Consider the following 12,195-nt stretch of genomic DNA (forward strand, 5'->3'; position numbering starts at 1 on the left):
CTTTGCGGTCCTCGGTCGGGCAGGTCGTCGGTGCGGACGGTCGTCGGGCGGGACGGACGGACGGGACGTGCGGGCATGCGGACGTGCCGGGGCACGGGCGGGTTCGAGAGCCGCGAGCCTACTACTTCCTGACCATCCGTTCGTAGGGTGGAAGAGCATCGTGATCTGCCGTTGTCCGGATCGTCCTCGAATTTCCCCGCGCCCTCCTGGCATGCCCCCGACCTGCGGCACTCTCCCCTGTGCGGGGTGTCGTCGGCCGGTGACTCTGGGCAGCGCCGCGCCGATCCGGTAGCTTCCCGTGGGGCCGCTCCCCGGCCGTGCGGACCGGGGCGAGGAGGCCGGATCGGGGGGACCGTGCGAGAGTTCAGCAGCCCCGCGCTCGGCACCGGGGCGACCGGCGGACTGGCCGACTCGGTGTTCGACCGGGCGGAGCGGGAGCCGCGGCTGGTGCAGCTGTCCCGGCGGGTCGACGGCGGGTGGCTGCCGGTGACGGCGCTCGGGTTCCGGGACGAGGTGCTGGCCCTGGCGAAGGGCCTGCTGACCCGCGGGGTGCGCTACGGCGACCGGGTCGCGGTGATGTCGGCGACCCGCTGGGAGTGGACGCTCTTCGACTACGCGCTCTGGTCGATCGGGGCGGTCCCGGTGCCGGTGTACCCGACGGCGGCGCCCGAGCAGGTGCGCTGGATCCTCGCGGAGACCGCGGCGGTGGCCTGCCTGGTCGAGGACGAGGACCAGGCGATGACGGTGGGCGCGGTGTGCGACGCGCTGCCGGAGCTGACCGGCATCTGGCAGCTCGACCGGGGCTGCCTGGCCCAGCTGGTCGCGGACGGCCGGGGCGTGCCGGACTCCCTGGTGCACCGTCAGCGCCTGGGCGTGACGGCGGACTCGCTCGCCAGCGTCGTCTACACCTCGGGCACCACCGGCCGCCCGAAGGGCTGCCTGCTGACGCACGGGAACCTGGCCTCGGTCGCGGACGGGCTGCTGGCGGGCTGGGGCGAGGTGTTCCGGGACACCGGCGGCGGGCAGCCGGCCACCCTGCTGTTCCTGCCGCTGGCGCACGTGTACGGGCGGATCACCCAGGTCGCGGCGGTGCGCGGCGGCTTCCGGATCGGGCACCACGCGCAGGTGTCGGCGGACAGCCTGCTGCCGGCCCTGGCGGCGTTCCGGCCGACCTTCCTGCACGCGGTGCCGTACGTCTTCGAGAAGATCCACCGCCGGGCCCGGGAGGCCGCCGAGGCGGCCGGGAGGGCGGAGGTGTTCGAGCAGGCGGAGCGGGTGGCGGTGGAGTGGGCGGCGGCCTGGGAGCGCCGGGCGCACCGCGAGGGCCCGGGCCCGTCGCCGGCGCTGCGGCTGCGGCACGCGGCGTACGAGCGGCTGGTGTACCAGCGGGTGCGGGCGGTGCTGGGCGGCCGGGTGCGGGCGGTGATGTCCGGCGGGTCGATGCTGGGGCGGGAGTTGGGGCTGTTCTTCGCGGGCGCCGGGCTGACGGTGTACGAGGGCTACGGGCTGACCGAGACGGCGGCGGCGATCACCGCGAACCCGCCGCGCCGGCCCCGGTTCGGCACGGTGGGGCGCCCGGTGCCGGGCGCCTCGGTGGCGATCGCCGAGGACGGCGAGGTGTGGGTGCGCGGCGAGGGCGTGTTCGCCGGGTACCTGAACCACCCGCGCTGCTCGGAGGAGGCGCTGTACCGGGGCTGGCTGGCCACCGGCGACCTCGGTTCGCTGGACGCGCACGGCTACCTGACGCTGACCGGCCGGAAGAAGGAGCTGATCGTCACCTCCTCGGGCAAGAACCTGGCCCCGGCGGTGCTGGAGCAGCGGGTCCGGGCGCACCCGCTGATCGCCCAGTGCCTGGTGGTGGGCGACAACCGGCCGTACGTGGCGGCGCTGATCACGCTGGACGCAACGGCGCTGGCGCACTGGCTGCGGGCCCGCGGCCGGGCGCCGCTGGACGCCTGGCAGGCGCTCACCGACCGGGAGCTGCACCAGGAGGTGCAGCGGGCGGTGGCGGCGGCGAACACCACCGTCTCGCGGGCCGAGTCGATCCGGGCGTTCCGGCTGCTGCCGCGCGAGTTCTCGCTGGAGGACGGCCTGTTGACGCCCTCGTTGAAGATCCGCCGGTCGGCGGTGGCGGAGCGCTACGCGGCGGACATCGAGGAGCTCTACGCCGGTTGACCGATCTCCGACGATTCCGCTTGACCGCCGGGATTGGTCCAGTCCATTGTGTGCACCGGCCTGGTGCGGCAGGGCCGCGACCGACCCCCGCCCCCTCCGGGAGTCACGTCTCCTCTCCACCCCCACAACGGAGTTGACCCGTGCTCAGTTCTCCCCGCGACCCCGCCCGCCGTTCCGCCGACCGCCCCGCCCGCCGCTCCCTGCGCCGGCTCGCCGCCGCCTCGGCCGCCGTCCTGCTGGCCGCCCTCGGCACCGCCCCGGCCGCGCACGCGGACGCCCCCGCCCCGGCGCTGCCGAACCTGGCGACCAACCCGGGCTTCGAGATCCCGACCCTCCCGCTGGCCGACTGGGGCTCGATCCCCGGCTGGCGCTGCGCCCCGGGCGAGGGCGCCGTCACCACCGCCGCCCGGACCGGCTCGGCCGCACTGACCGTCACCCCGGCCTCCGCCGACTCGAACGCCCAGTGCGTGCAGACCCTGGCGGTGCGCCCGAACACCACCTACACCTACCGGGCCTGGGTGCGCGGCTCCTACGCCTTCCTCGGCGCCACCGGCACCGGCCACGACGTCCCGCCGGCCTGGACGGCGTCCACCGGCGGCGGCTGGCAGCAGCTGTCCACCACCTTCACCACCGGCGCGAACGCCTCCTCGGTGCAGCTGTACGTGCACGGCTGGTACGGGCAGGGCCCGGTCTCGGTCGACGACGTCTCGGTGACCGGCGACTCCCCCGCCCCCGCGCCCGCCACCTGGAACGCCTGGACCACCGACAAGGTGGTCTTCCTGACCGTCGACGACGGCTGGTTCCGCACCCCCGAGGCGGCCCGGCTGGTGGCCGACCGCAAGCTGCCGGTGACCGCCTTCCCGCTGCCGATGCCGGAGGGCTTCGAGCCGGACTACTTCGCCCGGTTCACCGCCAACCCCGGCTCCTCGATCCAGGACCACAGCGTCTCGCACCGCGACCTGACCACGCTCTCCCCCGCCGAGCAGCAGGCCGAGATCTGCGACGCCCGGGACGCGGTCACCGCCCGGTACGGCACCGTCCCGACCGTCTTCCGCCCGCCGTACTTCGCCTGGAACGCGGACGTCCAGCAGGCCGCCGCGAACTGCGGCATGAAGTACGTGCTGACGGCCACCGCCGACTTCACCTCGGGCGCCTCGAACGTCTACCACGGCGGCCCGCTGCAGCCCGGCGACGTGATCCTCATGCACTTCACCGACACCCTGGCGAGCGACCTGCAGCGCGCCCTGGACGCCGCCGCCGCGGCCGGCCTGACGCCCGCCGCGCTCACCGACTACCTGCACTGACGGCGCGTCACCCCCGAAGCACCGGTGGCCGGGCTCCTTCCACGAGCCCGGCCACCGGCCGTTCCGGGGGTCCCGCGTCGGGTCAGGCGGCCGCGCTGAAGCTCGGCAGGTAGCCGTAGGCCTGGCCGCTGGAGTTGGGGTGGTAGCTGTCGGTGATCGGCAGCGTGGTGCTGTTCAGCCACTGGCTGGAGGAGCCGCAGATCTCGTGCTCGGCGAAGATCGAACGGACGTCCTTGTAGGTGAACCCGGCGTTCGCCACCTGCTTGGCGATCACCGTGTCCAGGGTGTCCGCGGCGCTGTTGATCGCGGTCCGCTTGGTGTCCGAGATGCCGAAGATGCAGGAGCCCGGCACCTTGTACAGGTGCGGGTAGCCCAGCACCACCACGTGGGCGCTCGGCGCCTTCGACTTGATCTGCCCGTACACGTTGGCGAGCTTGCCCGGCAGCGTGTTGGTGGCGTACGACTTCGCCGAGTCCACCGCGCTCAGGCAGGCGCTGTCGCTGCTCAGCACGCAGGTCTGCATGGTCGAGGCGAAGCCCGCGTCGTTGCCGCCGATGGTGATCGACACCAGCGTGGTCGAGGTGTTCAGCGCCCCGAGCTGGTTGGCGATCACGTCGTCGGTCTTCGCGCCGGAGCAGGCCACGAAGGAGAACGAGGTGGTCGCGTGCGCGGCGTTCCACAGGTACGGGTACGCCTTGGTGCTGCGGCTGCAACTGCCGCTGTCGCTGGTGTAGCTGCCGGAGCCGACCCCGGCCGAGTAGGAGTCGCCGAGCGCGGCGTAGCTCACGCCGGCGGCGTTGGCCTCGGTGGCGGCGGCGAGGGTGGTGACGGACAGGACCGTCGCTACGAGCGCGACGGATGCAGCACGGACGCGGGACATCGATCCTCCAGTGGGGGAAACGGCCGTGGAGTGACGCAGGCCACACATTGGATACCAGCCGGTAGCCTCGGGCGGAAGCGCTCATGCCAAAGAAATTGACGAACGTTCATCGAACGTCCCGCCAACGCCCGCTACGCGCGCAGACCCACCCCTGACCTGGTCTGCCGAAACGCCCCCGAGACCCACTCGAACACCCCCCGCGCACGATCACCCGCCCGGGCGACGCCCCCGGGCCGCCCTCCACCGAACCTCCACCGGCGGCGCCCCGCGCTCGCGGGGTCGGGGCCGTGCGGGGGTTCGACGACAGGCCCTAGCGCAGCGCGCAGCCGCCGGGCGGGAGTTCCTCGATCGTCTCCGGCGCCAGGGCCGGGACGCCCCAGCGCGCGACCGCCGCCCCCACCGCCGCCCGGGCCTGGCGCAGCCCCGTCGGCCCCCAGCCGAGCAACTCCACCGCGAGACCGGGCGCCACCAGCAGCCGCCGGTAGTGCCGCCCCGAGGCCGGATCGGGCGCGGACGGACCCACCCCGTGCAGCGCCGCCGCCATCCGCACCCGCGCGCACTCGTGCCCGCCGTTCGCCGACCCGACCCGGTCGTACAGGTACCCCAGGTACACGGCGGGACCGATCACCGCCTGCGCCTCCTCGCCCGCCTCCCGGGCCAGCGCCGATCCCGGGTCCCCGGCGTCCTCCGGCTCCAGCGAGCCCCCCGGCAGGCTGACCACCCCGTCCCGCGGATTGACCAGCGTCAGCACCCGCCCGTCCGGCGCGAACAGCCACCCCCACGACTGCTTCACCGTCAGCCCCGCCGGCACCGCCTCCCCCGGCCGCCACGGCCACCCCGCGTTCGGCCGCCGCCGCACCCGCCCGAGCAGGTCGGAGATCTCCGGGCTGAACTCGATGCCCATCGCACTCCCTCCGCTCCGCCGGGCATCCGGCCCCGTCATCCGATGATCTTCCCCGAACACCCGACCGATGAACAGCCCCGACCGCCACCCGGGTAACCGCCCCGGCACCGCCCCGCCCACCCTGCCCCTCCCGCCCCGCCGGGCCCTGTCACCCCGACCCGCCCCGCTTCCCCCCGGCCTCTCCCGTCCCGTCGGACCCTGCCGTCCCGAGCCGCCCCACCCCCTGCCCCCTGCCCTGCTTTCCCCACCCACTCCTGCCCTCCCCCGCCCTCCCCCCGCCCTCCCCCCGCCCTGTCCCTCCCGCCCCGTCAGACCCTGTCGTCCCGACCTGTGATACTCGATGGCGGTGGAACCACCGTGGAATCGACGAGGGGGGACGGGCATGCGGCGGGGAGCGTCGGCGTGAGGCTGCTGCACACCTCGGACTGGCACCTGGGCCGGTCCTTCCACCGGGAGAGCCTGCACGAGGCGCAACGGGCCTTCCTGGACCACCTGGTGGCCACCGCCGTCGCCGAGCGGGTCGACGCGGTGCTGGTCGCGGGCGACGTCTACGACCGGGCGATCCCGGGCCTGGAGGCCGTCGCGCTCTTCGACGACGTGCTGTGGCGGCTGTCCCAGCACGGCGTCCCGACCGTCTTCATCAGCGGCAACCACGACTCGGCCCGCCGCCTCGGCACCGCCTCCCGGCTGATCGAGCGCTCCGGCATCCACCTGCGCACCGACCCGGGCGCCCTCGCCGAGCCGGTCCTGCTCGCGGACGAGCACGGCCCCGTCGCGGTCTACGGCCTGCCGTACCTGGAGCCCGCGCTGGTGCGCGAACGCCTCGGCCTGGCGAAGGGCGGCCACGAGCAGGTGCTGTCGGCGGCGATGGACGCGGTCCGCGCCGACCTGGCGGCCCGCCCGGCGGGCACCCGCGCCGTCGTCCTGGCGCACGCCTTCGTCACCGGCGGCGCGCCGAGCGACAGCGAGCGGGACATCGCGGTCGGCGGCGTGGAGTCCGTCCCGGCGGCGGTCTTCGACGGCGTGCACTACGCGGCCCTCGGCCACCTGCACGGCTGCCAGACGCTGGCCCCGCACCTGCGCTACTCGGGCTCCCCGCTCGCGTACTCCTTCTCCGAGACCGCCCACGAGAAGTCGATGTGGCTGGTCGACCTGGCCGCCGACGGCACCGTGGCGGCCCGGCGCGTCCCGTGCCCGGTGCCGCGGCGCCTCGCGCAGTTGAAGGGCCCGCTCGACGACCTGCTCTCCGCCGAGGAGCACGAGTGGGCGCGCGAGTGCTGGGTGCAGGCGAAGCTCACCGACCCGGTCCGCCCGGCCGATCCGATGGAGCGGCTGCGCGGCCGCTTCCCGCACACCCTGCAGCTGCTGTTCGAACCGGAGGGCGGCGAGCAGGGCACGACGACGACGTACGCGCAGCGGGTCCGCGGCCGCTCCGACCAGGAGGTGGTGGAGGGCTTCGTCGCCCACGTCCGCCCGGGCCGGGAGCTGGACGGCAGCGAGCACGCCTGGCTGCTGGAGGGCCTGGAGTCGGTGCGCCGGGAGACCGCCGGACGGGCCGAGGAGAACACCCGATGACCGCACCCCGGTCGCCCCGTCGATGCCCGAAGTCCCTTGAGGGGGTGGCCCGTTGCGGCTGCATCAGCTGACCGTCACGGCGTTCGGACCGTTCGCCGGCACCGAGCGGGTCGACTTCGACCGGCTGTCCGCCGCCGGCCTGTTCCTGCTCCGCGGCGCGACCGGCGCGGGCAAGAGCAGCGTGCTGGACGCGGTCTGCTACGCCCTGTACGGCGAGCTGCCCGGCACCCGGCGCAGCAACGGCGTGCGCAGCGACCACGCCGAGCCGGGCGTCCGCACCCAGGTGGTGCTGGAGGCGACGCTCGGCGGGCGGCGGCTGGAGATCACCCGCAGCCCGGAGCAGTCCCGGCCGAAGAAGCGCGGCACCGGGTACACCGTGGAGAAGGCGCAGACCCTGCTGCGCGAGTGGGCCGCCGACGCCGGGGAGGGCGCGCCGGGCTGGGTCGGGCTCAGCCGTTCGCACCAGGAGGCCGGGGAGGAGCTGACCCGGCTGACCGGGATGAGCCGGGAGCAGTTCTGCCAGGTGGTGCTGCTGCCCCAGGGCGACTTCGCGCGCTTCCTGCGGGCCGACTCCAAGCAGCGCGCCGACCTGCTCGGCCGGCTCTTCGACACCTCCCGCTTCGAGCAGTTGGAACGCTGGACGGCCGAGCGCCGGCTCCGCCAGGAGCACCAGGTGCAGGCCGGACGGCAGAAGCTGCGCGACCTGACGGCCCGGGCCGAGGAGGCGGCGGGCCCGCTCGCCGCGGACGCGGCCGCCCACCGCCCGGACGAGGACGCCGAGGTCGGCGCCGTCCTGGGCTGGGCCGCGATGCTGCGCAGCACCGCCGCCGAACGCACCGCCGCGACGGGCCTGGCCCTCGCCACCGCCGAGGCCGCGCACGCGTCGGCCCGCCGCCGGGCCGACGCCGAGGCCGCCCTGGCGGAGCGTCAGCTGCGCCACCGCACCGCCCTGGCGGAGCAACGGCGACTCGCCGCCGTCACCGAACAGGCCGCCGCCGACCGCGACCGCCACACGGCCGCCCTCGCCGCCGAGACCCTGGCCCCCCTGCGCGCCCTGCACCGCGATGCCACCGCCGCGCACGCCGCGGCCACCGCCGAGGAATCCGCCCGCCGCAGCGCCCTCGCCGCCCGCCTCGACCACGCCCCGTGGGCCCCCGCCCTGCTCGCCGACGCCCTCGCCGCCGTGCCCCGGCCGGCCGACGACCCCGACGGCCCCTCCGCTCCGTCCGCGTCGCACCGCCTCACCGCCTTCTCCCCGCCCGCCGTCCTGGCCGCCGCCGAGGACGCGCTGCGCGCGGAGCTGGCCGGGCTGGAGGCGGCCCGGGCCGACGAGGAGCGGCACCGCCGGCTGACCGCCGAGCGCGCCGAACTCGCGGCGGAGCAGCGCCGCGCCGACGACCTGGCCGAGGAGTCGCAGGACTGGCTGTCCGGCTTCGAGGAGCAGCTGAAGCAGGTGCACACCGAGCTGGACGCGGCCCGGGACGCCCGCGCCCTGCTCGACCGGATCGACGAGCAGCACCGCGAACTGACGGACCGTCAGGAGGCGGCCCGCCGCCGGGAGCTCCTGCTCGCCGAACTGGTGGCGGCCGAGGACGCGTCCCGGGCCCGGACGGACGCGGCGCTGTCCGCGCGGGCCCGCACGCTCGACCTCCAGGAGCGCCGACTCGCGGGGATGGCCGCCGAGTTGGCGTCCCAGCTGGCGGACGGCGCGCCCTGCCGGGTGTGCGGTTCGTCCGAGCACCCGGCCCCGGCCCGGCCGGACGCCGAGCCGGTGACGGCCGCCGACGAGCAGCGGGCCCGGGCCGCCCAGCAGCAGGCCGAGGCCGAACTCGACGCCGCCAAGGGGCGGCTGGGCGCGCTGCGGGCCGAACTGGCGGCCGCCGAGACCGCCGCCGGCGGTCGCAGTGTCGCCGAACTGTCCGTCGCCGTCGCCGACTTGGCGGAGCAGCGGCGGGAGGCGCTGCACACCGCGGAGCGGCTGGTGCCGCTGAACCAGCAGGCCGAGCGGCTGGAGCGGGAGCGGGAGGCCCGCCGGGAGCGGCTGCGCCGGGCGGGCGAGCGGGGCGCGGTGCTGGCCGACCGGCTGGGCACGCTCGCCGTCGAGCTCGACGCCCTGGCGGGGCGGGTCGCCGCGGCCCGGGGCGACGCCCCGTCGGTGGCGGTGCGCGGCGCGGCGGTCGCCGAACTGGCGGGCGCCGTCACGGCGGTGCTGTCCGCGGCCCGCGCCGCTGCCGGGACCTCCGACCAACTGGCCCGGGCTACGGGGGCGTTGGGGCAGGCCGCGCGGGACGCCGGTTTCGCCGACCCGGCGGCGCTCGCGGCGGCCGCCCTGCCCCCGTACGAGCGCGAGGCGCTGCGGCGGCGGATCGAGGAACTGGACGCCGCGCTGGAGCAGAACCGGGCCCGGCTGGCCGATCCCGACCTGCTCGCGGCGGCCGAACTCCCGCCCGCCGAGGCCGAGTCGGCGCGCGCGGCGGAGCAGCGGGCCGCCACCGCCCTGCGGGCGGCGCACACGGCGCACCACACCGCCGACGAGCAGCTCAAGGCCCTGGCCCGGATCGGCCGCGAACTGGCGTCCCTCGTCGGCGCCCTCGCCCCGGTGCTGGACGCCTACGCCCGGATCAGCCGGCTGGCCGCGCTGCTGGCGGGCGCCCCGGCGGAGAACGCGCTGCGGATGCGCCTGGAGTCCTACGTCCTCGCCGCCCGGCTGGAGCAGGTCGCGGCGGCGGCCAACCGGCGGCTCCTGAAGATGTCCGGCGGCCGCTACACCCTGGTCCACAGCGACGGCCTGGTCGCGGGCACCCGCCGCTCCGGCCTCTCCCTCCACGTGGTCGACGCCTGGACCGGCCGCGAACGCGACACCGCCACCCTCTCCGGCGGCGAGTCCTTCTTCGCCTCCCTCGCCCTCGCCCTCGGCCTCGCCGACGTCGTCACCGACGAGGCCGGCGGCATGCCCCTGGACACCCTCTTCATCGACGAGGGCTTCGGCACCCTCGACGAGAACGCCCTCGAAGAAGTGCTGGACGTCCTCGACTCCCTCCGCGAACGCGACCGCGCCGTCGGCATCGTCAGCCACGTCCCCGACCTCCGCACCCGCATCCCCGCCCAACTCCTGGTCCGCAAGCACCGCCACGGCTCCACCCTCCACCACACCCCCCGCGAGGACACCTGACCGAGCCCGGAAAGCGCCACCGCACGAGGCCGCCCGGTCCGGGGGTTGCCGCCCCGGCGCTCCGGTGCGGGGCGCCACTCGGGCTCAGGGGCGGGGACGGTGATCGGTTCCATGGTGCGGCTCGCCCTCGGTCAGGAAGTCGGCCGCGCGTCGGCCCCAGCTCCTGATGTCGGTCAGGGTGCGGGAGACGTGCAGGCGGGCGGCGGGGAGGTGGGTGGCGAGGGTGTGGGCGGTGCTGAGGGGGTGGACGGGGTCGGTGTCCCAGGCGAGGAGCAGGACGGGGTGCGGGAGGGTGCGTAGGAGGTCGGGGGTGGGGAGGTCGGCTTCGGCGGCGGCGCGCATCGCGGCCGGGATCAGCTCCGGGGCGAGATCGAACTCGGTGGTGTACTGCGGGACTTCGGCGAGCACGGCGGGCGGTCCGGCGACCTTCGCGGCGGCGTCCAGCGCGCTCCGGCCGCGCCGTTCCACCAGGGTCGCGGCGGCCCGCAGCCCGCTGCGCCGGGGTGCCCGGGCCTCCCAGGCGACGGCGGGGATGGCGAGCACCAGGCGGTCGAAGCGCTCGGGGCGGGCGAGCGCGGCCCACAGGACGGTGGCGGCGCCCATGGACGCGCCGAGGGCGGTGACGGGGGCGTCGGGCGAGAGGTGGTCGCAGAGCGCCAGCAGGTCGGCGGCGAGCACGGGGTAGGCGTAGTCGGCGGGTTCGGCCCGGCCGGTGGAGCGGCCGTGTCCGCGCGCGTCGTAGCGGGCCAGCCGGTGGTCGGCGGTCAGCGGCGTCCAGTCGAACAGTCCGGCCCGGTCCTCGTGCGCCCGGCTGGAGAGCGCCCCGTGCGCGTGCACGGCCAGCGGCCCGCTCCCCGCGACCTCGTAGGAGAGCACGGCGTGCGGCCGTTCCAGCAGCCCGGTCGGCACGGTTCCCGCCCCTCCGTCAGCCGGAGCAGGCGGCACGCTGGGCCTGCTGCCAGGTGCAGACGGGGCAGAGCGTGCTCCCGGGCGTCCCGGCCGGGTACTCGGTCTCCGCGCCGCACAGCACGCACGACGCCCGCTCCCCGGCCCCGCCGGGGGTCAGCCCGCGCAGCGCCTCTTCGGGGTCGGCGGACACCTCGCACACCTGCTCGGCGGCGGCGTCCTCGGACTTCGGCTGCTCTCCCATGCCCGCAAGCCTACGGCCCCGCCCGGACCCCGTCCCGTGGGCCCGGTGACGCCTACGACGGCCGGGCCGTCAGCCGAGGAAGGAGAGCCGGAGCTTGCGGTGCGGGTTGTCGCCGTTGGTGTCGATCAGCACGACGGACTGCCAGGTGCCCAGCGCGACCCGGCCGTTGACCACGGGGAGGGTGGCGTGCGGGGCGACCAGGCCGGGCAGCACGTGGTCGCGGCCGTGGCCGGGGCTGCCGTGCCGGTGGCGCCAGCGGCCGTCGGCGGGGAGCAGTGCGCGCAGGGTGTCGAGCAGGTCCTCGTCGCTGCCGGCGCCGGTCTCGATCACGGCGATGCCGGCGGTGGCGTGCGGGACGAAGACGTTGAGCAGGCCGTCCCGGCCGTCGGCGACCTCGCGGAGGAAGGCGTGGCAGTGGTCGGTGACGTCGAGGGCGACTTCCTCGCGGCCGGTGGCCAGGTCGAGGGTCTGGGTGTGGAAGGTGTCGGACATGGGGCCATCCTGGCCGATCTTGGGCGGCCGCCCGTAGGGGCGTAGGCCGAACGCCAGGACACCGCAAGGCCGCCCGCCAGCCCGCGCCAGCACCCGCCACGGCCCGCCACCGCCCACCGGCCGGGCTCGGGGACGACGAAAGCCCGACGGACTCCCGGTCCGTCGGGTGGGCGCGGGGGCGGCGGGCCGCCCGGCACACCGGTGCCGTGCCGCTAGCGGCGGTTGCCGAACAGGCTCCGCTTGAGGCGGCGCAGCGGGGCCATCAGGGAGAGCCGGACCATCCGGCGCGGCGCGACCGCGGCAGCGGGCACACCGGGACCGCGCGGCGTCAGTTCCCTTATCAGGCCGAGCGCTTCCGCCGTGTCGACCGTCGACAGCGCGGGCGCGCCGAGGACGGCGAGGTGCCGGTCGATCCGGCGGCCGGTGGTGCCGACGCCGCACTGGATCGCGGGCACCCGGGGCCGCGTCCGCACTTGCATGTGTTCCATCTGATTCCCACCCCTACGAGGCGCCAGGGCCGTGTGGCGAAGACTATCCGCCCGG

10 protein-coding genes are annotated in these 12,195 nt (G+C 76.1%); 4 read left to right on the forward strand and 6 right to left on the reverse strand.

The annotated features are described in order from the left end of the window. The first annotated feature begins 354 nt into the window (after nt 1–354). The gene (locus ACIOHG_RS01030; protein WP_400943803.1) at nt 355–2,175 is read left to right on the forward strand and encodes an AMP-dependent synthetase/ligase; all 1,821 of its coding nucleotides are present in this window, start codon (nt 355–357) and stop codon (nt 2,173–2,175) included. Between the two features lie 140 nt (nt 2,176–2,315). Further along, a complete protein-coding gene (locus ACIOHG_RS01035; RefSeq protein ID WP_400943806.1) occupies nt 2,316–3,479 on the forward strand; it encodes a polysaccharide deacetylase family protein in 1,164 nt (387 codons plus the stop codon). Between the two features lie 82 nt (nt 3,480–3,561). Here ACIOHG_RS01035 and ACIOHG_RS01040 read toward each other — a convergent pair whose 3' ends face one another. Next, nucleotides 3,562–4,359, reverse strand: coding sequence for an SGNH/GDSL hydrolase family protein (locus tag ACIOHG_RS01040; protein ID WP_400943809.1), 798 nt, complete (start codon nt 4,357–4,359; stop codon nt 3,562–3,564). Between the two features lie 310 nt (nt 4,360–4,669). After that, on the reverse strand, nt 4,670–5,263 hold the full coding sequence (locus ACIOHG_RS01045) for a hypothetical protein (protein WP_400943811.1): 594 nt from the start codon (nt 5,261–5,263) through the stop codon (nt 4,670–4,672). 402 nt (nt 5,264–5,665) lie between these two features. Here ACIOHG_RS01045 and ACIOHG_RS01050 point away from each other — a divergent pair, with 402 nt between their 5' ends. Together ACIOHG_RS01050 and ACIOHG_RS01055 are read left to right on the forward strand one after the other, a co-directional pair. Continuing rightward, entirely contained in the window at nt 5,666–6,838 is a 1,173-nt protein-coding gene (locus tag ACIOHG_RS01050; protein WP_400943814.1) for an exonuclease SbcCD subunit D, read from the forward strand. A gap of 52 nt (nt 6,839–6,890) precedes the next feature. Beyond that, a complete protein-coding gene (locus tag ACIOHG_RS01055; protein WP_400943817.1) occupies nt 6,891–10,010 on the forward strand; it encodes an AAA family ATPase in 3,120 nt (1,039 codons plus the stop codon). 84 nt (nt 10,011–10,094) lie between these two features. Here ACIOHG_RS01055 and ACIOHG_RS01060 read toward each other — a convergent pair whose 3' ends face one another. The 4 genes from ACIOHG_RS01060 to ACIOHG_RS01075 all read right to left on the reverse strand — a co-directional run bounded on the left by ACIOHG_RS01060 (nt 10,095) and on the right by ACIOHG_RS01075 (nt 12,140). Beyond that, entirely contained in the window at nt 10,095–10,919 is an 825-nt protein-coding gene (locus ACIOHG_RS01060) for an alpha/beta fold hydrolase (RefSeq protein WP_400943820.1), read from the reverse strand. A gap of 16 nt (nt 10,920–10,935) precedes the next feature. Then, nucleotides 10,936–11,160, reverse strand: a complete 225-nt coding sequence (locus tag ACIOHG_RS01065) for a hypothetical protein (protein ID WP_400943823.1) — start codon at nt 11,158–11,160, stop codon at nt 10,936–10,938. 69 nt (nt 11,161–11,229) lie between these two features. Further along, nucleotides 11,230–11,652, reverse strand: a complete 423-nt coding sequence (locus tag ACIOHG_RS01070) for a secondary thiamine-phosphate synthase enzyme YjbQ (protein WP_400943826.1) — start codon at nt 11,650–11,652, stop codon at nt 11,230–11,232. Nucleotides 11,653–11,864: 212 nt separating this feature from the next. Beyond that, on the reverse strand, nt 11,865–12,140 hold the full coding sequence (locus ACIOHG_RS01075; RefSeq protein WP_400704940.1) for a hypothetical protein: 276 nt from the start codon (nt 12,138–12,140) through the stop codon (nt 11,865–11,867). Between the last annotated feature and the right edge of the window lie 55 nt (nt 12,141–12,195).

Origin of the sequence: Kitasatospora sp. NPDC088134 (genome assembly GCF_044741705.1) — a bacterium.
In the GTDB taxonomy this organism is placed as follows: Bacteria; Actinomycetota; Actinomycetes; order Streptomycetales; family Streptomycetaceae; genus Kitasatospora.